We start from the raw sequence: 25,187 nt of genomic DNA on the forward strand, positions 1-25,187 counted from the left end.
CTTTGATTAAAGGTGCTTAATCACTAATCAAAGACAATAAGAGGTAACTCTCATTCTTCATACTAGCAATCCGATCATCAAACACAAAGCAGGTCTTCTCAATCTTGCAGAAGAGCTCGGCAACGTATCAAAAGCCTGTAAAGTCATGGGCGTATCAAGAGACATGTTCTATCGTTATCAAGAGTTGGTAGAAACGGGTGGTATTGATGATCTGATTAATCAAAGTCGCAGAGCTCCGAACTTGAAGAACCGCGTCGATAGCGAAACTGAACAAGCGGTGCTCAAGTACGCTATCGATTTTCCTGCTCATGGACAAGTAAGAACGAGTAATGAACTGCGTAAACTAGGCGTGTTTATCTCCCCAAGCGGCGTTCGCTCAATCTGGCTTCGTAATGATCTAGAGAACTTCAAAAAGCGTCTTATTGTGCTGGAGAAACAGGTCGCAGAGAACGCTATCATCTTAACGGATGAACAAGTTGCCGCCCTAGAACGGAAGAAGCACGATGATGAGGCGTGTGGCGAGATTGAAACGGTACATCCAGGCTATCTCGGCTCTCAAGATACCGTCTATGTTGACAACCTGAAAGGTGTTGGTCGTATCTATCAGCAAACCTTCGTTGATACCTACAGCAAAGTTGCCTTCGCTAAACTCTACACAACAAAAACGCCAATTACTGCCGCTGATATGTTGAACGACAAGGTTCTCCCATTCTTCGAGGCTCATGATCTGCCAATGCTTCGAATCTTAACGAACGGATAGAGGAACAGAATACTGTGGTCGAGTTGACCAGCATGACTACCAACTCTACATAGCTATCAATGACATAGACCACACCAAAACTAAAGCGATGTCACCACAAACAAACGGGATCTGCGAACGCTTCCATAAGACCATACTGAATGAGTTCTACCAAGTGACATTTAGAAAGAAACTGTATGGTTCAATGGAAGAATTACAAAAAGATCTGGACGAATGGATGGACCACTACAACAATCAACATACTCATCAAGGGAAAATGTGCTGTGGCAGAACGCCACTAGAAACATTAGAGGATGGGAAATTAATCTGGGCTGAAAAGAATCTAGCCCAGATATAATCTGACAGGCACCAAGTCGCAAAGTGGGTAACTGTCAGATCAAGTCTGAATTAGTACAACTTAAGAAGCCAACAGTTCACTCTGTTGGCTTAAAATATGATGAGTAAAGCTCCTCACCTAAGATCGTTTAAATGCTTCTCGTACCAATACAATACCAATACCCGTCGAAAGACCTAATACAATACCAAGAAATACGATTAAAATTCGTTTGGGCTTATCTCTAGAGTTAGGTTTTGTTATGTCATCCAGAAGCCGAAAATTATCAAACTGAATATTTCTGTTTATTTTCAACTTATCTAATAGATCAAGCTTAGCTTGAACCTTCTGAAGTCTCGGTTCAATTACGCTTAAGTTTTTTATAGAACGTAGAACTTCAACTTTCTCTTTCAATGCGTTAGCACCTAAGCCAATATGGAAACGCTCTTTGTCATTGTTTGTCTGAATAGGAGAAATAACATTCGCTGCAACAGCCATCCTTAACGCATATTCTGCACTTTCGATTTCCACTTCTAGGTTTGATTTCGCTTGAGCAACCAAGATTCTTTTTTGTAAATTGAGCTCGTCTTGCTTAGCGTCAACAATAGACTGCAAGTTTTGCAAAGCAGATTCATGAGTCCTGCGCTTAATAAAATGAACATAATCTTGTAAGTTAAGTGCACTGCTTTTCTGAGTTTTGGCAGTAAAGCTCAATTCATAAATCTGCTCGTCATCCTTCTTACTTTCCTTGATAGCCCAAATATTCTTAAACCACAGAGAATAAAACTGATCTAGATATTCCTTATCTGCACCTGCACCTGCACCTGCACCTGCACCTGCACCTGCACCTGCACCTGCACCTGCACCTGCACCATATTGATTCAGGTAATCAATAAACTCTATATTTGAGGACAAAAATAACTTTTTATTGTTAGAAGAGTTAAACGCCTGTATAAATTGAGCGAATAATATTTCTGGATCTGTTAAAGTGTCTAACTTCTCACTCACCAATACAGTTCCATCTTCTTGATATATATCAAAGATAGGCTGAAACTGACTTACCTGTTTTTCATATTCAGCTAGGTTGTATAATTGAGGGGTGGTTACTTTGGCTTTTGAAGTCCACCACTCTTGAGCCAACAACGCATGAACCAACGCAAGCAAAGTAATAAGACCAGTTGATATTAACACAACCCATTTCCCAGCCCATATAGATTGACACAGCTCACGTAAGTCAATCTCGTCATTCTGTTGGTAATTGTTAGTCATCTGGGTATTTTGTTCATTCATTATTGGATTGTTATGATTGTGCACTTGCGTTCCTTACACTTTGAGATTGAGACTGCTAGTTCAAAGTCAGAGCTGGAGTTTATCATACACTAATAGTGAATTCTCATCGAAAATTCTGCTCAAAGCTTATACTGTTAAGTATCGATGCATTTCTCAGTTCAATTGATATTTTGAGTACATTTTTTTACGATTTATTAAGAATAAGCTTTCTAAAATGTGTGTTTTTATCTTTTCTGAATCAACCCTTCATTCCTACAACTAAAAACGCCCGCAATTGCGGGCGTTTTACTATTCCTTCATCGTTGATCAGTTTTCGATGAGATTCTTGCCATTTATGGCAATTTTACGTGGTTTCATCGCTTCTGGAATCTCACGCTCTAGGTCGACGTGCAGTAGTCCATTTTCCATCGTTGCTCCCACTACTTTAACATAGTCGGCGAGTTGGAATTTGCGCTCAAAGTTGCGCTCGGCAATGCCTTGGTACACGTAGTTTTTACCTTCTTCAGCTTGCCTTTCACCACGAACAATCAGCATGTTCTCTTTTTGAGTCAGCTCTAGATGCTCTTCAGCAAAACCGGCGACAGCCATAGTAATGCGATAGTTGTTTTCGTCTTTTTGCTCGATGTTGTACGGAGGGTATCCGCCAGAAGAGTTTTTCGCTGAGTTGGCTTCCATCAGGTTTAACAGACGGTCAAAACCAATGGCGTTACGATATAGGGGAGTGAAATCTACATTACGCATAATACTATCCTCATGATAAGCAATAGCCTTGGCTATTTTCATAGATGCCAAGGAGTCAGTCTTACCATTCCACGGGCAATGGATGCTTTGGGACATGGTCGCTAACAAAAGTTAAATTGTGTGCTTTCCGTATTCGTTTGTTCTCTTTTGCCTTCTTGGTGAGACACAAACTGGACAAGCGTTTTAAGAGACCCTTACGGCATCCTCTCAAAACAAGATATGTGGATAGTCGCTTAATCTTTCAAGAGAAAAGATAAAAATAATTTTAAAAGCATTATTTTTCATAAAGTTAAAAAGAAAAAGACCGCCCAACAAGGCAGTCTTTAAAGTGATTTCGTGTATTTATCAAAGCTGGATGAGCTTAGTTCGAGGAGAAGGCGCGGAGTTTATAAACATAAATGAGCACCTTCGACATAGAAATCAGTTCATCCAGCGAAGAGAAATAAATCTAAACGTCCAGGTTGGCTACTTTTAACGCATTCTCTTCAATGAAGTTACGACGCGGCTCAACCTGATCACCCATCAATGTGGTGAACAGCTGGTCTGCACCAACGGCATCTTCAATAGTTACTTGCATCATACGACGAGTTTCTGGGTCCATGGTGGTTTCCCAAAGCTGATCAGGGTTCATCTCTCCTAGACCTTTGTATCGCTGTAGGCTCAAACCACGACGAGACTCTTTGAATAGCCATTCTAGCGCTTCGACAAAGTTTGAAATTGGCTGAGTACGTTCACCACGCTTGATGTAGGCACCGTCTTCGATCAGACCATCCAGTGCTTCAGACAGATCCGCTAGCTTGCCGTATTCTTTTGAGTTGAACAGATCAACACTCAATACATGCTCATGAGTCACACCATGAGTACGGATCACTACTTTTGGTAAGCTAACACCCAACTCTTCATGTTTCTCAATTTCCAGACTGTACTGGCTTGCCCCTACTTCTTTGGCATTCAGCTGGTCAACTAGCTGTTTACCCCAGGCTTCAACCGCGGCGGTGTCTTGACACTGCTCTGCTGTGATACGAGGAACATAAATAAACTCATGCATCAACGAATGTGGGTAACGGCGGCTCATGCGCTCCACCAGCTTCATGCCCGCGTTGTATTGCTGAACCAGTTTCTCTAGTGCTTCACCCGCCAGAGCTGGCGCTTCAGCATTAACGTGTAGTGCAGCGTTATCCAATGCCAATGACACCTGGTATTGGCTCATTGCATCTTCGTCTTTAATGTACTGCTCTTGCTTGCCTTTCTTCACTTTGTAAAGCGGTGGCTGAGCAATATACACGTAACCACGCTCAATAAGCTCTGGCATTTGACGGTAGAAGAAGGTTAAAAGAAGTGTCCGGATGTGCGAACCATCGACGTCGGCATCGGTCATGATGATAATGTTGTGGTAACGCAATTTATCTGGATTGTACTCGTCTCGACCGATACCACAGCCCAATGCTGTTATAAGCGTTGCGACTTCTTGTGAAGACAGCATCTTATCGAAACGCGCTTTTTCAACGTTCAGAATCTTACCTTTCAGTGGCAAGATGGCTTGGTTCTTACGGTTACGACCCTGCTTGGCACTACCGCCCGCAGAGTCACCCTCCACAATGTAGAGTTCAGAAAGCGCTGGGTCTTTTTCTTGGCAATCCGCCAGTTTACCTGGAAGCCCTGCAAGGTCGAGTGCGCCTTTACGACGGGTCATTTCACGTGCTTTACGTGCCGCTTCACGCGCACGAGCTGCATCAATAATTTTGCTACAAACGGTTTTCGCTTCGTTCGGGTTTTCTACCAAGAACTCTTGCAGCTTCTCGCCCATTGCAGATTCTACCGCTGACTTCACTTCTGAAGACACCAGCTTGTCTTTCGTCTGGCTTGAGAACTTAGGATCCGGTACTTTCACCGAGATAACCGCCGTCAGACCTTCACGAGCATCATCACCGGACGTCGCTGCTTTGGCTTTCTTCGAGAACCCTTCTTTATCCATGAAGCTGTTTAACGTACGAGTCAGCGCTGCACGGAAACCTGCAAGGTGAGTACCGCCATCGCGCTGAGGGATGTTGTTAGTAAAACAGTAGATGTTTTCCTGGAAACCGTCGTTCCACTGCATCGCAACTTCAACGGTGATGCCGTCTTCGCGCTCAGAGTCAAAGTGGAAAATCTTTTGAATGATCGGCGTTTTGTTGGTGTTTAGATGCTCAACAAAGGCTTGAATACCACCTTCAAACATGAAGTGGTCGTTCTTATCTTCTTCACGCTCATCAACCAGTTTGATGGAAACACCCGAGTTCAGGAAAGAAAGCTCACGCAGACGTTTCGCCAGGATGTCGTAGTGGAATTCCACATTAGAGAAGGTGTCTTCACTTGGCCAGAAACGGATTTGAGTACCGGTTTTATCGGTATCACCAATAACTGACAATGGCGCTTGTGGCTCACCGTGGTGGTAAGTTTGAGTATGAATTTGACCGCCGCGATGAATGGTAAGCGTCACCTGCTTAGACAGGGCGTTTACTACCGAAACACCTACCCCGTGAAGACCGCCTGATACTTTGTATGAGTTGTCGTCGAACTTACCACCAGCGTGAAGAACCGTCATGATTACTTCAGCTGCGGATACGTTTTCTTCTGGGTGCATTTCCGTTGGGATACCACGACCATCGTCGCTAACGGATACCGAGTTATCCTCATGAATCGTCACAATGATGTCTTTACAGTGACCCGCCAACGCTTCATCAATGGAGTTGTCCACCACCTCAAAGACCATGTGGTGCAAACCGGTGCCATCGTCTGTATCGCCGATGTACATACCCGGACGCTTACGTACCGCATCCAGACCCTTCAGTACCTTAATACTCGATGAATCGTAATTTTCAGACATGAGTTACTCTCTTTTTATCCTTGCTCTATCGTACCGTGTTCCACATGAAACATTTTGCCATTTTCGTCGAGCATATCAACGATTTGACTCTCAGTAATAGAACTTACAAATACTTGTGCCCCCGTCGCTTTTAAGCAGTCGGCTAACCGCTGGCGACGTTGGCTATCTAATTCAGAAGCAAAATCATCTATCAGGTAGATACACTGCTTTCCGGTCATTTCAGTCAAATGCTGCCCCTGCGCGACTCTTAGCGCACACACCATGAGTTTCAGTTGACCGCGTGACAGAACGTCTTCCACAGGCGTCCCATTCACTTTGATTCTTAAATCTGCCTTGTTGGGTCCACTAAAGGTGTACCCGAGTGACTGATCGCGTTCGAAGTTGTTTTCGAGGATATCCTGATAGGGGGTATCTTTGTCCCACCCACGATAATACTTCAATTGGATATCAAATTCTGGCAAAAATGTGCGACAGATTTCCTCCGCCACTTTTGCCATGTTTTCAACGTATTCTTTGCGCCACTGGCTGATGTTTTCAGCCAACGTTGCTATCTGCTGATCCCAGTAGCTGAGCTCCCGGTAATGAGTAGCAGTTTTCAACAGCGCATTACGCTGTTTGTTGAGCCTTTTAAATCGCCCCCATGCATCGTAAAAATGGGGTTCAGTGTGAAACACGCCCCAGTCGATAAACGCACGTCGAAACTTGGGTCCGTCTGTGAGCAATTCAAACCCTTCAGGATGTATCAATTGCAACGGCAAAACCTGAGCTAGCTGCGCCAGTTTTTGTCCGGACTCACCGCCTATTTTAACCTCTGTAGAGCCATCGCGCTGCTTATTAATCCCAATCGGAAGCTCAAATTGATCCGGGTTCAAAAAACGCCCATGAACAAAGAGCTCATCGCACTCGTTTTGGATAACTCGACCCGTGAGTGAGCTCTTGAATGAACGACCATGACCAAGCAGATAGATGGCTTCCAGCACACTGGTTTTGCCGCTGCCGTTCGGTCCCACAAGAAAATTAAAGCCTGGTGACAGTTCGACATCACAGGCTTCAATATTACGAAATTGCTGAACAATCAGTCTGGTGAGTGGCATTTGCCGAATCCATTACAGACGAATTGGCATAACCACGTACATGGCACTGTCGTCTTCGGCATTCTCAATCAACGCACTGGCATTGGCGTCAGACATGGAAATACGGACTTGCTCACAACGCAACGTGTTCAATACATCCAACACGTAACTCACGTTGAAGCCGATTTCTAAGTCGTCCCCCTGGAACGAGACGTCCAACATCTCTTCTGCTTCTTCCTGCTCAGGGTTATTGGCCGTAATGCGCATTTCATTGCCATTAAAATTCACACGAACGCCGCGGAATTTCTCATTCGACAGAATCGCCGCACGTGAGAAGGCACTTTTCAGTTCTTCACACGGGGCTTCGAGTGTTTTGTTACTGCTTTGTGGCATCACACGTCTGTAGTCAGGGAATCGACCGTCCACCAGCTTCGACGTGAAGGTAAAGTTATTCACAGCGGCACGCAGGTTAGCGCTGCCAATTTGCAGCGTCACTTCCGCTTCAGGGGCATCGAGCAGCTTCACCAGCTCCTGAACACCTTTGCGTGGCAAGATAATCTGCTGGTTTGGCAGCTCCGAAGCGAGCTGGGTTTGAGATACCGCCATACGGTGTCCGTCTGTGGCAACTGAACGCAGTGTCGTGCCTTCGATTTCAAACAGCATGCCGTTGAGGTAATAGCGAACGTCTTGGTTCGCCATAGAGAATTGGGTTTTCTCGATCAGACTGCGTAGCTCTTGCTGCGACAGCGTAATATCGGCTTCGCTTTGCCAGTCTTCAATGTTTGGAAAATCACTGGCTGGCAGAGTAGAAAGTGAGAAACGGCTGCGACCTGAACGTACTTGTACGCGATCAGCTTCCATCACTACAGTAATGATTGCACTGTCTGGCAGACCACGGCAGATATCCAAGAATTTACGGGAAGGCACTGTAGTGCTGCCTGCTTCAAATTCCCCTTCCAACGCAACATTAGCCACCAGCTCCACTTCAAGATCAGTCGCTGTCATTGCCAGCTGACCGTTTTCTACTTTCAGCAGTAGGTTGCCTAGAATCGGTAACGTGGGACGTCCACCCAGAGCGCCAGAGACTTGTTGTAACGGTTTGATCAGATGGCTGCGTTCGATGGTAAATTTCATTGGTATCTCTTTGCCTTATGACGATAAGGTTCTAATTAGGTTTGAGTAGTCTTCTTTTATATCATGGCTCTCTTCACGAAGCTGCTCTATCTTGCGGCAAGCGTGCAGCACCGTGGTGTGGTCGCGACCACCAAACGCATCGCCAATTTCAGGCAAGCTGTGGTTGGTGAGCTCTTTAGACAAAGCCATAGCCAATTGGCGAGGACGCGCAACCGAGCGAGAGCGGCGCTTAGATAGAAGATCTGCCACTTTAATTTTATAGTACTCGGCGACAGTTTTTTGAATATTGTCGATGGTGACCAGTTTTTCCTGAAGCGCAAGCAAATCGCGCAGCGCTTCACGAACGAAATCAATGGTGATCGGGCGACCTGTAAAGTTCGCGTTGGCAATGACACGGTTCAGCGCCCCTTCCAACTCACGAACATTAGAACGCAAACGCTTCGCAATAAAGAACGCCACTTCATCGGCAAGATGAATTTGGTGATCTTCCGCTTTCTTCATCAAGATCGCCACGCGGGTTTCCAGCTCTGGTGGCTCAATCGCAACGGTTAAACCCCAGCCGAAACGAGATTTAAGACGATCTTCTACACCGTTGATCTCTTTCGGATAGCGATCAGAAGTCAGGATGATTTGCTGATTGCCTTCCAGCAATGCGTTAAAGGTATGGAAAAACTCTTCCTGAGAGCGCTCTTTATTGGCAAAGAATTGGATGTCATCAATCAGCAATGCATCCACGCTGCGGTAATAGCGTTTGAACTCTTCAATGGCGTTATTTTGCAGGGCTTTTACCATGTCCTGAACGAATCGCTCTGAGTGCATGTACACCACTTTCGCATTGGGCTTATTATCCACAATGGCATTACCAACCGCATGCAACAGGTGGGTTTTACCTAAACCTGTGCCACCGTATAGGAAAAGCGGGTTGTATGCGGCGCCCGGATTATCGGCAACCTGACGCGCAGCTGCCAAACCTAACTGGTTCGACTTACCTTCAACGAAGTTATTGAATTTATGTTTAATGTTGACGTTTGAGCGATGGTTGATGTCCACCACTTCGCTGTCATTTTCCCAGGTTTTGTGCACGGGCTTGCGCGCCTGAAGCTGCGCTGGAGCCGAGGTTTCTGCCGCTACATCTGCTTGAGAGCGGGTCGCCTGAGCTGGTGCGGAAACACGTCGACTGCCGACTTCAAATCGAAGGCTAGGTACATCGTTACCACAAAATTGCAGAAGCAGGCGATTGATGTTGTCGAAGTATTTATCGCGCACCCAGTCGAGTACAAAACGGTTTGGGGCGAATAAAGTCAGGGTATTGTCATTGAGCTCCGCCTGAAGCGGTCTTACCCACATGCTGAATTCAGTCGATGGTAGCTCTTCTTGTAGCTGTTGCAGACACTGCAACCAAAGCGAAGATGACACGTTGCCCTCACTCTTATAATCATTCTTTGGAAAAGGTTGGTAATTCTAGCGCTCTGTTGCTCAGATCGCTAGTAAATGATCGCAGATCCAGTGAATAAGATCTAAGTTATTCACAATTTTTTGTCCCTAATTCGAGTGATCCGCACACTTTTCCCCAATATTACCCACATGATCACCCACAAAATGGCGATCAATAGCGGTTTATCCCCAAGATCAAATGTTAACAGGTCGTTTATTTTAAGAAACTTGGTTATGTGTAATAACAACTTGTTATTTTCACTAGTAACAGAACTAACAGTAATATTCCCCTCCATAATAATGAGGAGAAATCGAATGAAATACTGGATTAAGTCCACACTTGCTGCACTAGCCCTAACCGCCTCTTTTGCACAGACCGTTCAAGCCGCGACTGAAGTTAAAGTCGGAATGTCTGGACGTTACTTCCCATTCACGTTTGTTGAAAAAGACGTACTTCAGGGTTTTGAAGTGGATCTATGGGATGAAATCGGCAAGCGTAACGACTACAAAGTAGAATACGTAACTGCTAACTTTTCTGGTTTGTTTGGTTTGCTTGAGACTGGTCGCATCGACACCATCTCTAACCAAATCACCATGACAGACGCACGCAAAGCAAAATACCTATTTGCAGACCCATATGTGGTAGACGGTGCGCAAATCACTGTACGTAAAGGCAACAAAGACATCAAAGGTGTTGAAGACCTGGCGGGCAAAACGGTTGCCGTGAACCTGGGTTCGAACTTTGAGCAATTGCTGCGCGACTACGACAAAGACAACAAAATCAACATCAAGACTTACGACACTGGCATCGAGCACGATGTGGCACTGGGTCGTGCGGACGCCTTCATCATGGACCGTCTTTCTGCACTTGAGTTGATCAAGAAAACAGGTCTTCCACTAGAGCTGGCAGGTCAGCCATTTGAAACCATTCAAAACGCATGGCCGTTCGTTGATAACGAAGCTGGTCGTAAACTTCAGGCAGAAGTGAATGCTGCGCTGAAATCCATGCGTGAAGATGGCACACTAAAAGAAATCTCTGTGAAGTGGTTCGGCGACGACATCACTAAATAATCAGGATTTTTCAAACCAAGGATAAAGGTGGACATGGATTCCACCTTTTCTCGTCTCTGCAATACCCGAATTTTTGAAGTACAGGTAATCGTATGGGTTTTGACTTTAATTACATGATGGAACTGATGCCGATACTGTTGAAGTATCTGGGTACCACCATGTCTATGGCCACTTGGGGGCTGCTATTCTCCCTGATTCTGGCAGTAATTCTGGCCAATATTCGCGTATTCCGCGTGCCTGTGCTGGATCAGCTTAGCCAGCTTTACATCAGCTTTTTCCGTGGCACGCCGCTACTGGTGCAACTGTTCCTGCTTTATTATGGTTTACCTCAGGTGTTCCCGTTTTTGGTGGGCATCGACGCCTTCAGTGCGGCTGTCATCGGTTTAACCTTACACTTTGCCGCGTACATGGCAGAGAGTATCCGTGCCGCCATTATTGGTATTGATCGCAGCCAGATGGAAGCCAGCCTGTCTGTGGGCATGACGACCACTCAGGCAATGCGCCGTATTATTCTTCCACAGGCAACCCGTGTGGCACTGCCTTCATTGATGAACTATTTCATCGACATGATTAAGTCGACGTCCCTGGCATTTACTCTGGGTGTGGCAGAAATCATGGCGAAAGCGCAAATGGAAGCGTCATCCAGCTTCCGTTTCTTCGAAGCATTCTTAGCCGTTGCTCTGATTTACTGGGGTGTGGTGGTGATTCTTACCCGAGTTCAGATTTGGGCGGAGTTCAAGCTCAATAAGGCGTACGCACGATGATCAAACTGAATAACATTCATAAGTACTTTGGTGACACTGAGGTTCTGAAAGGCATCGATATCGACATCCAACAAGGTGAGATCATCGTTATCATTGGGTCGAGCGGTACAGGTAAATCCACACTACTGCGCTGTGTGAATTTTCTGGAAGAAGCCAACAAAGGCACCATCAGCATTGACGACATCACCGTCGATAGCGAGAAGCACACCAAAGCGGAAGTATTGGCGCTGCGCCGCAAAACAGGGTTTGTATTCCAGAACTACGCCCTATTTGCACACATGACGGCACGCCAGAACATCGCAGAAGGTTTGATTACCGTTCGCGGCTGGAAGAAAGAACAGGCGCTTGAGCGAGCTCAGTCGATTCTGGATGATATAGGGCTGGGTGATAAAGGGGACAGTTACCCTGCCGCGCTTTCTGGTGGACAACAACAGCGTGTGGGCATTGGACGTGCGATGGCACTTCAGCCTGAACTGCTATTGTTCGATGAGCCAACGTCTGCGCTGGATCCTGAATGGGTGGGCGAAGTACTGAACTTAATGAAGTCGCTGGCAGCGCAAAAGCAGACGATGCTGGTGGTGACACACGAAATGCAATTTGCCAAAGAAGTCGCGGACCGCGTGATCTTCATGGCAGACGGCAATATTGTAGAACAAGGTTCTCCACAGGATATCTTTGGTAATCCACAGGATCCAAGACTACAAAAGTTTCTCAGCCAGGTGGGGATCGATTAAGGATCCTTGAGATTTAACTGACAATCCGTATAATTCGTCGACCGGAATTTTCGTTAGACCAATCATTGACTCTTATAGAGCCAGTGATTACAATTCCGCCTCTTTGTTGAGAGGCGTCGGATTTTGCTCAGGTCACTTAATTAAGAAACTTGAGGAAAGTTAAGTCCCACGCCGGGTTTAACATAAACCTAAAAACTACTGATCAGTAAAGGTAATACAAATGTCTAAACGCACTTTTCAACCTTCAGTTCTGAAGCGTAAGCGTACTCACGGTTTCCGTGCTCGCATGGCGACTAAGAACGGTCGTAAAGTAATTAATGCACGTCGTGCTAAAGGCCGTGCGCGCCTTTCAAAATAATACTCGGTTATTTTGAGCAAGTACGCGTTTCATCGGGAGTTACGCTTGTTAACTCCCGAGCATTATCAACATGTCTTCCAGCAAGCTCACCGAGCTGGCTCACCACATTTCACCATCATTGCCCGAAAGAACTCTCTTTCACATCCTCGCTTAGGCTTAGCTGTCCCTAAAAAGCAGATTAAAACTGCCGTCGGTCGTAACCGTTTCAAACGTCTGACTAGAGAAAGTTTCCGCCTGTCACAGCATCAACTTCCCAACAAAGATTTTGTCGTGATTGCGAAGAAAAGCGCCCAAGATTTAAGCAATGAAGAAATGTTTAAACTACTCGACAAGTTATGGCATCGCCTTTCTCGCCCCTCTCGTGGTTAGCCATTGGTCTGATAAAAATCTACCAATGGGTAATTAGTCCGTTAATCGGACCACGGTGTCGTTTTACGCCAACCTGTTCTCAATACGCGATTGAAGCGTTGAAAGCTCACGGTTTTGTAAAAGGGTGTTGGTTATCAGGCAAACGTCTATTAAAATGCCATCCTTTGAGCGATGGGGGATATGACCCCGTTCCACCACACCAAAAACAAGACAGAGATAAATAACGATGGATTCTCAACGTAATATCCTTCTGCTCGCTTTGGCACTGGTTTCTTTCCTGCTGTACCAACAGTGGCAAGTTGAAAAGAATCCAGCGCCTCAACAAAGTGCTGAGCAGGTACAAACTAACGGTACGCTTCCTGCCCCTGACTTTGCAGACCCACTAGCAGATCCGGTTCCTCAATCTGCTACGCCTTCAGCGCAAATCGTGACAGTTAAAACAGACGTTCTGACTCTGTCTATCGACACGTTCGGTGGTGACGTGATTGAAGCTGATCTAAATCAGTACGCGAAAGAATTTGATTCAGCAGACCCATTTGAGCTGTTGAAAAACTCTCAGGGGCACACTTTCATCGCGCAAAGTGGTCTTGTTGGTCCTCAGGGTGTCGACCTAAGCAGTTCTAGCCGCCCTGTTTACCAAGTGGCATCAGACAGCTTTGAGCTGGCCGATGGTGAAGATGAATTAAGCATTCCAATGACGTTTGAAGCAAACGGCTTGCAGTACGTGAAAACATTTGTACTTAAGCGCGGTCATTACGACGTTAAAGTGAAATACGACGTAGTGAACAACTCGGGTACTAACGCGACATTCGCGATGTATGCGCATCTTCGTCAAGACTTAATGGATGACGGTGGCAGCATTACCATGCCGACTTACCGTGGTGGTGCTTACTCAACGCAAGACGTGAACTACAAGAAATACAGCTTCGAAGACATGCAAGACCGCAGCCTAGCCATTGAGCTGACAACCGGTCAAGGTTGGGCAGCGATGATCCAGCACTACTTCGCAGCGGCTTGGATCCCAGAGCAACAGCCTGGTACTCGACTGTATACTCGCGTGATCGGTAACAAAGGCGATATCGGTGTTCGTATTCCTGATATCACGATTGCAAACGGAGCGACAGGCTCAGTTGAATCAACACTTTGGGTTGGTCCTAAACTGCAAGATGACATGGCAGCAGTTGCACCACACCTAGATTTGGTGGTGGACTACGGCTGGCTATGGTTTATCGCGAAGCCACTTCACTGGCTGCTGTCTGCTATTCAGGGCGTGGTTGTGAACTGGGGTCTGGCGATCATGGTTCTGACGTTCATCGTTCGTGGTGCGATGTACCCACTGACGAAAGCACAGTACACCTCAATGGCTAAAATGCGTATGTTGCAGCCAAAACTGCAAGCGATGCGTGAGCGTATTGGCGACGACCGCCAGCGCATGAGCCAGGAGATGATGGAACTGTACAAGAAAGAGAAAGTAAACCCGCTGGGCGGCTGTCTACCTATCCTTCTTCAGATGCCTATCTTCATCGCACTGTACTGGGCGCTAATGGAATCGGTTGAGCTTCGTCACTCTCCATTCTTTGGTTGGATCACTGACCTGTCAGCACAGGACCCATACTACATCCTGCCAGTACTGATGGGTGCAAGTATGTTCATGATCCAGAAGATGAGCCCATCGACCATCACGGACCCAATGCAGCAGAAAATCATGAACCTGATGCCTATCATGTTCACTTTCTTCTTCCTGTGGTTCCCATCTGGTCTGGTTCTATACTGGCTAGTTTCCAACGTAGTGACAGTGATTCAACAATCTCTGATTTACCGCGCTTTGGAAAAGAAAGGCTTACACTCTAAGTAAGCAATCGAAATGAAAGAAAGGCGACCTTTTGGTCGCCTTTTTTAATTTCTGTTATTACAATTGCGCACAAAGTTTTCACTCAGTAAATGGGGCTTAGCCCTTTTCAGGATTCGTCATGACAACCGACACCATCGTCGCTCAAGCTACCGCCCCCGGACGAGGCGGAGTAGGTATTATTCGAGTTTCCGGTCCTCTGGCTTCGAAAGTCGCAGAAGAGGTGACGGGTAAGTCGCTAAAACCGCGCTACGCTGAGTACCTGCCATTTACGGACCAAGATGGTCTGGAGCTGGATCAGGGAATCGCACTCTACTTCCCTAACCCACATTCATTTACGGGTGAAGACGTACTGGAGCTGCAAGGGCATGGTGGCCCGGTGGTGATGGACATGCTGATTAAGCGAATCCTTACTATTTCAGGTGTGCGTCCTGCTCGCCCGGGTGAATTCTCTGAACGGGCGTTTTTGAACGACAAAATGGACTTAACGCAGGCCGAAGCCATTGCAGATTTGATTGATGCCAGCTCCGAAGAAGCGGCGAAGTCTGCCCTTCAGTCTCTCCAAGGTCAGTTCTCTAAGCGTATCAACACGCTGGTGGAATCATTGATTCACCTAAGAATCTATGTCGAAGCGGCAATAGATTTTCCCGAAGAAGAAATCGACTTTCTGGCAGACGGCAAAGTCGCTGCCGATTTACAAACCATCATTGATAACCTGGCAGCAGTGCGTCAGGAAGCCAACCAAGGTGCGATCATGCGCGAAGGCATGAAGGTAGTGATTGCCGGTCGCCCTAATGCGGGGAAATCCAGCCTGCTGAACACCCTGTCAGGCAAAGAAAGCGCCATTGTGACAGACATTGCGGGCACCACCCGTGATGTACTTCGTGAACACATTCATATCGATGGCATGCCACTGCACATCATAGATACAGCAGGTTTGCGTGATGCTTCAGATGAAGTAGAAAAAATTGGCATTGAGCGCGCGTGGGAAGAGATAGAGCAAGCTGACCGAGTATTGTTTATGGTGGATGGCACCACAACCGAAGCAACGGATCCACGTGATATCTGGCCGGACTTTGTTGATCGCTTACCAAACAACATCGGTATGACGGTGATCCGCAACAAAGCGGATCAAACCGGAGAAGATCTGGGTATCTGTCATGTGAACACGCCAACACTGATCCGCCTTTCAGCGAAAACCGGTGAAGGTATTGATGCCCTGCGTAATCACTTAAAAGAGATCATGGGTTTCTCGGGGAATCAGGAAGGGGGCTTTATGGCACGCCGCCGTCACCTAGATGCACTAGAACGCGCAGCCGAACACCTCGATATTGGTCAACAACAGTTGGAAGGTTACATGGCTGGCGAAATCCTTGCCGAAGAGCTGCGTATTACCCAACAGCATCTCAATGAAATTACTGGTGAGTTCAGCTCAGATGACTTACTGGGCCGTATTTTCTCCTCTTTCTGCATCGGAAAATAGCCTTTTCATATTCAACTACCCTCATTTCAACCAATCTGAAATGAGGGTAAATACCTGCCAAAATACCGTATAATGAAGCGATATGTTGCTAAAAGTCCTTAAGTCTGATTTTCAACAGATTATGGAATCAATTACACTGCCGCATCTCTCATTTACATCAATTAATCCTTTTTCCATTACGATTAGCTATAGATCTACAGCCAGATTCTGATATATTTCGTTGCCTACTATTAATATAAATGATAACCATTATCATTTATATTAAGCGCAAATCTAGGCGAAAGGAGTAACAGGCGATGGTGGCATTAGACCCAGCTAACATGCAACGCATTGATAATATGTATCAAGAGCACCGCAGCTGGCTCTCGGTATATGTGCAGCGTCGTCTGGGCTGCCCGGAAGTCACTGCCGATTTAGTTCAGGATACCTATCTGCGCCTCCTTACCAAAGGCACGCTTCCTGAGCAAAAGGACTCTCGTCGCTATCTGACCACCATAGCCAAAGGGCTGGTGATCGACCTCTATCGTCGTCGACGCATCGAAACTGCCTACCTGGAATTACTGGAAAATGAACCAGAGGAAGTGACGGCTTCTCCGGAATCTCATGCCTTAGTAGTAGAAGCATTAGTTGAAATAGACACGCTACTGCACAAACTTCCTCACAAAGCGCGTCAGGCATTGTTAATGAGACAACTGGAAGGCAAGAGCTACAAACAGATTGCCGAAGAACTGGGAGTGTCTGTTTCCTCTGTTGAAAAATATGTAGCTAAGGCACTTCAGGGCTGTATGTTAGCCATGCTTGAGGCGTAACGTGAGTATCGAACGTATTTCTCGCGAGTCCATAGAACAGGCGTCATTATGGATGGCAAGGCTATGGGCAGACGACGTCACCGAACAGGATAAAAAAGCATTCAATACCTGGCGCAGTGCCCATCCAGACAACGAATTTGCCTGGCAACAACTCGAAACTCTGCAAAAGAAATTCGCTGCGGTCCCTAACCCTGAGTTATCAGGTAAAGTCCTCCATCGAGATCGTCGCGGAGTCACACGTCGTCAGGCACTGATCTGGGCAGGCATTTCATTTGGTACTTTGGGTCTGATGATGGCTGGTCGCTCAGACACTCCTTCAGGAGCTGAATACGCAACAGCAACAGGTGAAATCCGCTCTCTCACCTTGTCTGATGGCACAGAAATGATCATGAACACGGCGACGCGAGTTTATGTGGATTTCAACCAGTCAGAACGTATGCTGCATCTGGTTCAGGGTGAAATCATGATCACCAGCGCTCATCACCTAACCCCATTTATGGTCACAACAGGTCAGGGTAATGTAGTACCAATCGGGACACGCTTTACTGTTCAGCAGCAAGACAACAAAACCAAAGTCAGTGTATACGAGGGTGAAGTGGCGGTGTATCCAAAGCAGAGCTTTGAATCAACGCACCTTCTGGCAGGCGAAAATGTAGCGTTCAGTGCAGAATACACCGAAAGCAAACACGCCAATGCCACCAGCAATGCCCTGTGGCTAAGTCAGAAAATCCTAGCTCAGGCGACTCCGCTGCCAGAATTTATCAATGACCTCGCCCGCTATCGCCGTGGCGTTGTCAACGTTGATCCATCCCTCAGTCATTTGAAGCTGACGGGGGTTTTCTCCACCAAAGACACAGATAAAACCCTGCACAATATCAGCCAGGTTCTTCCTATCGAAGTTCATTACCGAACCCCTCTTTGGGTCAGCATTAAAGCCAAAGACGATAACTGAGATCCAGTTCGGTCATTTAGAGCCAATAACCATTACGGATTTTGAATTCTCACTCGGTGTAGAGGTTAGTGAGCAATTCAAAGAAAAGGACAGCAAGGTGTTACTCCTGCCTAGGCTTTCACGACAAGCCTTATCAATTAGAATAAAACTTGGGCTTTCAGCCCTGTTATTTCCAGTATTAGCCTGGTCTTCGACCCAGAATTTTGACATTCCAGCGGGGCGACTGGATCAAGTTCTCAGCCAACTTGCCATCGAAGCAGACATTGAGTTCACACTGAATGCCTCGCTGTCTCAAGATATCTACAGCCCCGGAATTGAAGGACAGTTTGATGCAGCAGAAGCTCTGATGCTGATACTGGAAAATACAGGATTGATTGCTGAGCCGCAGGAAGACGGCAGCTATATTCTGACTCCCCTCAACAGCGCTATGACGCTAGACGCCATTCAGGTACGTACTCATTTCGATGATGAGATTGCTAGGGATGAAACAGGCGAATTAGATATTTATGATGCTGACACATCCACCGCCTACATCAACAAAGAAGAAATTGAACGCTTCAAAGGCGCCAGCGGTGCTGATTTATTCACAGGGATGGCAAATACCTTCAGCGGTGAAGCTCGTAATGGTGGCAGCAGTATCGACGCCAACATTCGGGGGGTTCAGGGTACGGGGCGGGTTCCTGTTGTCATAGATGGTACCGAACAGGGAATCACCATCTGGAACGGGTACCGTGGTGCTTCCAACCGAAACTACATCGATCCAAACCTGATCAGTGGATTAAAAGTACACAAAGGTGCTCAGCTCAACTCAGATGTGAATACGTCCGTGGGTGGGGCGGTACAGGTCACCACACTCCAGCCGCAGGACATCATTGCAGAAGGTGAGACGTTTGGCATGGAAGTCATCGTCGAGGGTAGCAACAATTCCGTCGCACCTTACGAGGCAAAAATGCACACGGGCAAACACTGGAGAGAGGTGCCTATCTATAACGAACAGGGCGGAATTGATTGGTATAACGATCCAGAACTTCGTTTTGAAACCCGAGACAGCAAAAGTAATAACCCATTTGGCGGAGAAGACGCCGCTTTTCGATTCGCCGCTTCTGGGATCAATGATAAATTCGAATGGTTAGGTGCTATCGCCTATAGAAAGCGTGGTAACTACTATTCCGGTACTAAGAAAGCCGATTTCTATAAGCAACCTTATAACCCAGATACCCTTAACATCAATTTCCTACAGCCCAGACATGCGGCTCTTAACCACCTTCCGGGGCATGAAGTATTTAACACTTCATCGGAAATGCACTCCTATCTTCTAAAAACCACCTACAAATTCTCAGATTTTGAAAAGGTGCAATTTAATGCCCGCTTCACTGAAAGTAAACACGGTGAAATCATGGCAAGCCGCTCTGATTATCGCAACAGTGATGGTATGGCTCAGTGGCCACTGGGAAGCGCTAAGCTACAGGCTTACAGTGTTAAATACCGGGTAAACCCCGAATCACGTTTTCTTAACTTAAGTACGGATCTCTGGACAACATTGTCAGATACCGTTACCAACACCGCGGGCGGTTTTCCAAATACCGTGGTGACTGAGCCGGAAGGGAACGGAATCATCTTTAACACCGCCACGGCATACAACAAAGAACGACGTATCGGCGCGAATTTCAAAAACACCATGCTGCTGTCGGACAACTGGGATATGACGGTATCTGGCCACTATCAACACCATACCGTTGAGCCTAAGCAAGGCATGAAATATCTGGTCGATAAGTACAATGCAACGGTTCGAGCTGGGGAGAGGACGGAGTTTAACGGCGCCGCCAAGGTTGAATGGCGAGCCAGCGACAGCTTGATTTTTAATGCCGGGCTAAGATATGGAAAGTATGAATCCGAAGATCATTATCTGAAATACCGCATCGAAAGCAAAAGCGATAAACGCAAACTGGGTGAGTACATAACAGAAGGCTACCTCCTTACCTACCAAACTCGCGAAGTGTATGAACCGGAAGAAATCGCTCAGAGAGTCGCAAACACCGAGCACGATGTTCGAATTACTTTTACCCGTGACGCCCTAGACAAAGAAGTCGCCACTATGACCAGCCTGATCGCTTCGGCTACGGACCCAACTCAGAAAGCAGAATACCAGTCTAGGCTGGCAGCTGCCCAAAGCAGTCTGGCGAATTTCGATTCACTGCTTCAGCAGAAAATCAAAGTGGCTGTCGCCAAAGTAGAGAGTGAGAAAACCTACTTACGTACTCACACTCAGGAATGGAGAAATGACAGTAACAACAAGCTGAGCATGAAAAGAAACGCTTGTGTGATTGCCATGAGCCGACCAAATTACGTTAAGAACAGTTGTAAGTTCACACGGCTGCCAGACATTCAACGCTATAAATCTAAGTACGCAAATAGCGGCAGTGGCTGGATGCCTTCGCTCACAGCAACCTGGCTTATCTCAGACAACAATCGTGCTTATGCTCGTTATGCAGAGACATTGCGTTTTCCAAGTCTGTTTGAAAGTACCAGTGGTTTTTCAGCAGGTCACTTAACTTCTTCACCTCTGCAGCCTGAACGTGCCACATTGTGGGAGCTGGGTTACGTTCACTATTTCGACAATGCCAATATTAAGCTGGTGCACTTCGATCAGACAATCACCAACATCATAGACAGAGACATTCGGACGCGTGCATTCGGTAATCTCGACTTTCAAAACACCAGAGGGCTGGAATTGCAAGCTTCCTATGATGATGAAACCTACTTTGGAGAACTCTCGGCAGCTTACAACTACCACAACGAAATTTGTGACGATAACTCCGCGTCCCAGAGGTTCATTATTGGCGTTGTAGAAGAGAACAAAGAAATCATCGATCTCTGTGCCCGCGGAGGCTTTTCTAACATCAGCTATCTGGGCAGTTACGCCAATCCGGAGTATTCCGCAAATCTTTTGGTCGGTTCTCGTTTTCTAAATCAGACCTTAGAAACCGGTGTTCGTGGCAACTACGTATCCGGCAGCCATCATGAAGATTTAATCGCACGCACGCACTCGCTCACGTTTGATGCCTTTATCAACTACCAGATCAACGAATCGGTTGATCTTGAGCTGGTCGGTACGAACCTGCTGGATTTGTACTACCTGGAACTTGGCTCGATTTCGGGTATCCCTGCACCAGGGCGAACCTTCAGCGTCAAATTGAAAGGAAAATTCTAATTTTTCACAAAAAATTTTCAATAACGTTACGGATTTTCACTCTTTGCTCGGTGTAAAGGATGACCTGTTAGATTTCGTCGGCTTCATATTGGCTGACAACACCATTTAGGACGAATCATGAACAACAAATATACATGGACGCTTCTGGCTCTGAGTCTGCCGACATTAGTCGCGTGCGGTGGCGGCTCTAGCTCCAACGATTCCAACGACAACACAGTAAAACCACCTGTCGTTGCACCAGCTAAAAAACCACAAATCAACGCCAAGATGAACGACACAGTTCGACTAAATGGCTTGGATATTTTCGCTCAGGCAGCTCAGAAAAAAGCACTGAGCTCGGCAGTATCTGACACTGCAAACACTCAACCATTCACTTGGGTCATTAGCAAAAAACCAGCAGGCAGCAACAGTGCAATTAAAAACGCCAATGCATTAGTGACGTCGTTCCAACCAGACTTGGCGGGTGAATACACCATTCAGCTTACCGCAACGAATCCTGCAGCGACGATAGAAAAACACTATAAAGTGACAGGTGCAGCTGAGAACGCAGCACCAAATGTCTTCCCAGCCGAGTCAGTAATGACGGGAATCGACACGAACATTACTCTGTCTGCAAACGCTGTGGATCCAGACAATAACGATCTGACTTACCAGTGGTCTGTGGCAAACAAACCTAGCAATGCTACGGTAACACTAACCAATGAAACGACAGAAAGTGCCACATTCTCTGCTAACGCTGCGGGTGAGTATGAGTTAAGCCTTGCGGTTTCAGATTCAAAAGAGACAGTAAAGCGTGCAGTTACTGTGAAGATTGATGAAAGTGTAGTGCCTTACACGCCTGAGACGTCTGTTTATTTAGAAAGAACCAACGCCCTTACCCAAGAAAACGTAAAACCAATCAATAAACTGAACTTTGCGACGCTTGAGTTAAATAAGAAGGTAAAACTGGACGCCAGCTCGAACACAGACAAAGACGGCACAAATTTCCAATACCAATGGGCGGTTGTTTCTAAACCTACTGCAAGCTCAGGCACGATCACACTAGATTCGGCGCAACTTGCTGAATTTACTCCAGATGTAATTGGTGATTATGTCTTTTCTGTTACGGTGAGTGAAGGCAACAAGCAGCGTTCAATTGAACACGTGGGTATCACTGCAGTGGAAGCTGTAACATCAGCGACTGCCCTTATCAGCGCGGTAAACTCTACAGGAGCAACTTATGAGTTTAAATCTTATGGTTATGTTCCAGAAGGCGACCCTAGATTTAAGAATGTAGAAGACCCAATGTATGGAAGTTTCAAAGTCATTGCTGTTTCCAAGGACGGAGCTTCAACTGATTATATTAAAGTAGATACCATTACTATTACACCGACTGTAGCCGATGTCTTTGTTTTTGACTTTATAACCGTTAATACTCCACCACCCGTATCGGGAATTAAATTCGAAGGAGTCAAAAAGAATCAATTAATTTCATTAGGAGAATCGGTAGTTCTTGATGTTTATATGGATGCGTCAGTTCAATTAAATAAGTTCACAGAAATAGGCATCGATTTTTCTGGAAGGCATACCCACTCCTTCTCCAAAATTTATGCGTTTACAGAGTAAATGAAATTAGGGTGCACACTATGTGCACCTCTTATTATTAATTAATATGATTGCACTCATTTTATGATGAAGCTGACCCAATTCCTGAGCTTAGTTTTTACAGCGGTCATTCTTGCCGGATGTAATGAAAGCCTGAAACTCGAACTGGCACCTACCAAGTCGAATACCCCCCCTATTGCCATCGCGGGCACCAACCAATTGGTTTATGTAGGCGAGCCAGCTCAACTGAATGGGGAAAAAAGCTTCGACAAAGACCTTCAACCGCTGACCTTTGAATGGAAAATACAACCTGATCAATACACGAAGCTGGATCGTAACGCCAAGCTCCTTCAACCAAATTCAATTAAACCGTCGTTCGTTGCCCATGAAGCGGGAGAGTTCTACATAGACCTGACGGTCAATGATGGCATTGAAAATAGTCGGGTTAACACCATTAAACTCACTGCTGTAACTAAAGGGGAAAACAGCCCACCGATTATCAACTTAGAGGAAAACATCAGTGGCTCTTTACACTTTGGAGCTAACATATTTCCTGATTACGATAATATCGATAATGATGAGTTATTTTACACTTGGGAAATAGTCGGAAGTCCGGCAGGAAGCTTACCAACTTTGTCATATGATTCATTCAGTTGGAATTCCTTAAAGACAGATACTGAAGGGCTTTATACCGTAAAGGTAACCGTATTTGATGGTATTCATCACGTATCTGCGACTACAAAAGTTCAGATACGCTATGAGAATGTCAAACCAGTTGCCAACCTCAATCACGATGTAATGATCAGTCATGTCGGAAGAGCGATCACTTTAGATGGTACTAAGAGCTCCGACTTGAACGGCGAACCGCTAAACTTCCACTGGACAATGACACCACCCAATGGTTCTAACGCCACCTTTGATGACCCACACTCACCTACACCAACTATTTTAGGTGATGTACCCGGTTTATATTTCTATGAACTGGTGGTTGATGATGGCGAATTATCCAGTGACCCTAATGAATATGTAATTGAATTTCTTGGGTCAGATACTCCGGGATTGAGGATCTACCGCGACACTAGTTCTGCTCCACTCGATATGCCACATCGCCCTGAGCAAATCAGAGATGAAACTCAGAATAACCAAGCCAGTTATGTTCTTGGTCGCTACCGCATTGAAGCCGTGGAGTCTGATGTATACATCAGAGACGTGATTGCCAGTGACAGAGCCAATATTATCACCCCTTATTTTGATGGCTTGGAGCAAACTCAATTATTCACACTAAAAAAAGGTGAGAGCATATCTTTTAATTTGGTTTCCCCTGCCACTGGCGGAAAATCAAGCCAGCCCATATTCAGCTTTAACTGGATAATGGGACGCGCCACGGAATATCACAATGCCTATCACTTTGACGCTAAATATACTTTCACCAGTAATTAAAAAGTGAAAATAAAAATAAGTTCATCATTTAAATTTTTATTTTACGGATATTTAAAGCTCATCCGGTAATACATATAAGAACCACATCAAAGTGTTGTCGTGCGCACCGACACCTTGAGTGGTTCTCTCAATAGTATAAATTCAATCTTTAAAGGAATAATTCATGAAACCAGTAAAACTGACTCTTATTTCTGCTGCACTACTTGGCTTAAGCTCAATGGCACACGCTGGCTTTAACGGCGCAATCAGCGACAACACTCACCGTCACGTTGGCGAATCTCAGGTCGATGCATCACTGTTCTTCGGTACTGTAATCATCCATGAAAGTGGTTACGCGGGTATCGGCGCGACAGGTAAAGAACGTGTTGATTTTAAAAACCTGGCGAAGCGCTCTTCATGGCCATTTGGTGTAACACGTGATGGTGTACATACTCGCGGAAGCCGCCACTCTACAACTTCTCAATACAACTTTGCCAGCGTTGCAAACCAGGACGTTTGGTTTGGTGAGTGGTACGAAGGCAGCCGCGACTCAGGTTACGCTAACCGTGCGGTATTCTACGTAGGTGATAACACAGGTACTACAGTACCAACAACTGGTACAGCAACTTACAGTGTAGCTGGCGTAAACAAATTCAACGGTTCGAACAAACTTAGCGGTACTTTTACAGCTAACTTTGGCACTCAAAAACTAACTGGTTCTATTAACAATGCCTCTTTGACTGTTGGTGTAAACGCAAACATCAATGCTTCTACTGCTGCATTTAACGGTACAGCGACAGCAACAACTGGTGGTGCGTCTACTAACGGTACGTCTCAAGGTCATTTCTTTGGTGCGAACGCATCTGCTCTGGCAGGTATTGCGACCTTCACTAACAAAGACCTAGACACGGCATTTGGCGGCAGCAAAAACTAATTGTTGAGCCTCCCCTCTACAGAAGCAGCCTGCGCTGCT

The 25,187-nt window shown here is 46.1% G+C and carries 20 protein-coding genes and 1 pseudogene; 15 read left to right on the forward strand and 6 right to left on the reverse strand.

Features of this window, described 5'->3' with window-relative positions:
- The first annotated feature begins 52 nt into the window (after nucleotides 1–52).
- Nucleotides 53–1,097: pseudogene (locus RH89_RS05895) on the forward strand (IS481 family transposase).
- Nucleotides 1,098–1,214: 117 nt separating this feature from the next.
- Here the strand turns inward: RH89_RS05895 and RH89_RS05900 are convergent.
- The 6 genes from RH89_RS05900 to dnaA all read right to left on the reverse strand — a co-directional run bounded on the left by RH89_RS05900 (nucleotide 1,215) and on the right by dnaA (nucleotide 9,593).
- The gene (locus RH89_RS05900; RefSeq protein ID WP_139063236.1) at nucleotides 1,215–2,387 is read right to left on the reverse strand and encodes a Wzz/FepE/Etk N-terminal domain-containing protein; all 1,173 of its coding nucleotides are present in this window, start codon (nucleotides 2,385–2,387) and stop codon (nucleotides 1,215–1,217) included.
- Between the two features lie 282 nt (nucleotides 2,388–2,669).
- The gene (locus tag RH89_RS05905) at nucleotides 2,670–3,104 is read right to left on the reverse strand and encodes an Hsp20 family protein (protein ID WP_004400200.1); all 435 of its coding nucleotides are present in this window, start codon (nucleotides 3,102–3,104) and stop codon (nucleotides 2,670–2,672) included.
- Between the two features lie 448 nt (nucleotides 3,105–3,552).
- The gene (gene gyrB, locus RH89_RS05910; RefSeq protein ID WP_004400201.1) at nucleotides 3,553–5,970 is read right to left on the reverse strand and encodes a DNA topoisomerase (ATP-hydrolyzing) subunit B; all 2,418 of its coding nucleotides are present in this window, start codon (nucleotides 5,968–5,970) and stop codon (nucleotides 3,553–3,555) included.
- A gap of 14 nt (nucleotides 5,971–5,984) precedes the next feature.
- Nucleotides 5,985–7,064, reverse strand: coding sequence for a DNA replication/repair protein RecF (gene recF, locus RH89_RS05915; RefSeq protein ID WP_004400202.1), 1,080 nt, complete (start codon nucleotides 7,062–7,064; stop codon nucleotides 5,985–5,987).
- Nucleotides 7,065–7,076: 12 nt separating this feature from the next.
- Nucleotides 7,077–8,177 carry a DNA polymerase III subunit beta gene (gene dnaN / locus RH89_RS05920; protein WP_004400203.1) on the reverse strand — a complete coding sequence of 367 codons (1,101 nt, stop codon included), beginning with the start codon at nucleotides 8,175–8,177 and terminating at the stop codon, nucleotides 7,077–7,079.
- A gap of 15 nt (nucleotides 8,178–8,192) precedes the next feature.
- Nucleotides 8,193–9,593: a chromosomal replication initiator protein DnaA gene (gene dnaA / locus RH89_RS05925; RefSeq protein WP_004400204.1), complete on the reverse strand. Its 1,401-nt coding sequence runs from the start codon at nucleotides 9,591–9,593 to the stop codon at nucleotides 8,193–8,195.
- A gap of 333 nt (nucleotides 9,594–9,926) precedes the next feature.
- Between dnaA and RH89_RS05935 the strand changes: the two genes are divergently transcribed.
- From RH89_RS05935 to RH89_RS05995, 14 genes are all read left to right on the forward strand, one after another.
- Nucleotides 9,927–10,682 (forward strand): amino acid ABC transporter substrate-binding protein, encoded by a 756-nt coding sequence (locus tag RH89_RS05935; protein ID WP_004400206.1) that lies wholly within the window; start codon nucleotides 9,927–9,929, stop codon nucleotides 10,680–10,682.
- Nucleotides 10,683–10,774: 92 nt separating this feature from the next.
- Nucleotides 10,775–11,446: an amino acid ABC transporter permease gene (locus tag RH89_RS05940; protein WP_004400207.1), complete on the forward strand. Its 672-nt coding sequence runs from the start codon at nucleotides 10,775–10,777 to the stop codon at nucleotides 11,444–11,446.
- The gene (locus RH89_RS05945) at nucleotides 11,443–12,180 is read left to right on the forward strand and encodes an amino acid ABC transporter ATP-binding protein (RefSeq protein WP_004400208.1); all 738 of its coding nucleotides are present in this window, start codon (nucleotides 11,443–11,445) and stop codon (nucleotides 12,178–12,180) included. The genes RH89_RS05940 and RH89_RS05945 overlap by 4 nt, the downstream gene beginning before the upstream one ends.
- Before the next feature lie 220 nt (nucleotides 12,181–12,400).
- A complete protein-coding gene (rpmH, locus tag RH89_RS05950; RefSeq protein ID WP_004400210.1) occupies nucleotides 12,401–12,538 on the forward strand; it encodes a 50S ribosomal protein L34 in 138 nt (45 codons plus the stop codon).
- 12 nt (nucleotides 12,539–12,550) lie between these two features.
- Nucleotides 12,551–12,907, forward strand: coding sequence for a ribonuclease P protein component (gene rnpA, locus RH89_RS05955; protein WP_004400211.1), 357 nt, complete (start codon nucleotides 12,551–12,553; stop codon nucleotides 12,905–12,907).
- On the forward strand, nucleotides 12,874–13,131 hold the full coding sequence (gene yidD, locus RH89_RS29040; protein ID WP_004400212.1) for a membrane protein insertion efficiency factor YidD: 258 nt from the start codon (nucleotides 12,874–12,876) through the stop codon (nucleotides 13,129–13,131). Before rnpA ends, yidD begins: the two co-directional genes overlap by 34 nt.
- A 2-nt stretch (nucleotides 13,132–13,133) precedes the next feature.
- Nucleotides 13,134–14,762 carry a membrane protein insertase YidC gene (yidC, locus tag RH89_RS05960; RefSeq protein WP_004400213.1) on the forward strand — a complete coding sequence of 543 codons (1,629 nt, stop codon included), beginning with the start codon at nucleotides 13,134–13,136 and terminating at the stop codon, nucleotides 14,760–14,762.
- A gap of 115 nt (nucleotides 14,763–14,877) precedes the next feature.
- A complete protein-coding gene (mnmE, locus tag RH89_RS05965; protein WP_004400214.1) occupies nucleotides 14,878–16,239 on the forward strand; it encodes a tRNA uridine-5-carboxymethylaminomethyl(34) synthesis GTPase MnmE in 1,362 nt (453 codons plus the stop codon).
- Between the two features lie 296 nt (nucleotides 16,240–16,535).
- Nucleotides 16,536–17,048, forward strand: coding sequence for a sigma-70 family RNA polymerase sigma factor (locus RH89_RS05970; protein WP_004400215.1), 513 nt, complete (start codon nucleotides 16,536–16,538; stop codon nucleotides 17,046–17,048).
- Between the two features lies 1 nt (nucleotide 17,049).
- The gene (locus RH89_RS05975) at nucleotides 17,050–18,000 is read left to right on the forward strand and encodes a FecR domain-containing protein (RefSeq protein ID WP_244410399.1); all 951 of its coding nucleotides are present in this window, start codon (nucleotides 17,050–17,052) and stop codon (nucleotides 17,998–18,000) included.
- Nucleotides 18,001–18,097: 97 nt separating this feature from the next.
- Nucleotides 18,098–21,211: a TonB-dependent receptor gene (locus RH89_RS05980; protein WP_004400218.1), complete on the forward strand. Its 3,114-nt coding sequence runs from the start codon at nucleotides 18,098–18,100 to the stop codon at nucleotides 21,209–21,211.
- Nucleotides 21,212–21,328: 117 nt separating this feature from the next.
- On the forward strand, nucleotides 21,329–22,816 hold the full coding sequence (locus RH89_RS05985; RefSeq protein ID WP_004400219.1) for a PKD domain-containing protein: 1,488 nt from the start codon (nucleotides 21,329–21,331) through the stop codon (nucleotides 22,814–22,816).
- A gap of 63 nt (nucleotides 22,817–22,879) precedes the next feature.
- Nucleotides 22,880–24,235, forward strand: coding sequence for a PKD domain-containing protein (locus tag RH89_RS05990; protein ID WP_004400222.1), 1,356 nt, complete (start codon nucleotides 22,880–22,882; stop codon nucleotides 24,233–24,235).
- Between the two features lie 163 nt (nucleotides 24,236–24,398).
- Nucleotides 24,399–25,148, forward strand: coding sequence for a Slam-dependent surface lipoprotein (locus tag RH89_RS05995; protein WP_004400224.1), 750 nt, complete (start codon nucleotides 24,399–24,401; stop codon nucleotides 25,146–25,148).
- The last annotated feature ends 39 nt before the right edge of the window (nucleotides 25,149–25,187 follow it).

This window comes from Vibrio nigripulchritudo ATCC 27043 (genome assembly GCF_000222685.1).
Classification (GTDB): Bacteria; Pseudomonadota; Gammaproteobacteria; order Enterobacterales; family Vibrionaceae; genus Vibrio; species Vibrio nigripulchritudo.

Bases quoted from the DNA above. Each gene is read 5' to 3' on its own strand.
- yidC (WP_004400213.1), top strand. From the start codon at position 13,134: ATGGATTCTCAACGTAATATCCTTCTGCTCGCTTTGGCACTGGTTTCT.
- yidD (WP_004400212.1), top strand. From the start codon at position 12,874: ATGGCATCGCCTTTCTCGCCCCTCTCGTGGTTAGCCATTGGTCTGATA.
- RH89_RS05985 (WP_004400219.1), top strand. From the start codon at position 21,329: ATGAACAACAAATATACATGGACGCTTCTGGCTCTGAGTCTGCCGACA.
- RH89_RS05935 (WP_004400206.1), top strand. From the start codon at position 9,927: ATGAAATACTGGATTAAGTCCACACTTGCTGCACTAGCCCTAACCGCC.
- recF (WP_004400202.1), bottom strand. From the start codon at position 7,064: ATGCCACTCACCAGACTGATTGTTCAGCAATTTCGTAATATTGAAGCC.
- gyrB (WP_004400201.1), bottom strand. From the start codon at position 5,970: ATGTCTGAAAATTACGATTCATCGAGTATTAAGGTACTGAAGGGTCTG.
- RH89_RS05905 (WP_004400200.1), bottom strand. From the start codon at position 3,104: ATGCGTAATGTAGATTTCACTCCCCTATATCGTAACGCCATTGGTTTT.
- mnmE (WP_004400214.1), top strand. From the start codon at position 14,878: ATGACAACCGACACCATCGTCGCTCAAGCTACCGCCCCCGGACGAGGC.
- RH89_RS05995 (WP_004400224.1), top strand. From the start codon at position 24,399: ATGAAACCAGTAAAACTGACTCTTATTTCTGCTGCACTACTTGGCTTA.
- RH89_RS05945 (WP_004400208.1), top strand. From the start codon at position 11,443: ATGATCAAACTGAATAACATTCATAAGTACTTTGGTGACACTGAGGTT.
- dnaN (WP_004400203.1), bottom strand. From the start codon at position 8,177: ATGAAATTTACCATCGAACGCAGCCATCTGATCAAACCGTTACAACAA.
- RH89_RS05970 (WP_004400215.1), top strand. From the start codon at position 16,536: ATGGTGGCATTAGACCCAGCTAACATGCAACGCATTGATAATATGTAT.
- rpmH (WP_004400210.1), top strand. From the start codon at position 12,401: ATGTCTAAACGCACTTTTCAACCTTCAGTTCTGAAGCGTAAGCGTACT.
- RH89_RS05940 (WP_004400207.1), top strand. From the start codon at position 10,775: ATGGGTTTTGACTTTAATTACATGATGGAACTGATGCCGATACTGTTG.
- RH89_RS05990 (WP_004400222.1), top strand. From the start codon at position 22,880: ATGATGAAGCTGACCCAATTCCTGAGCTTAGTTTTTACAGCGGTCATT.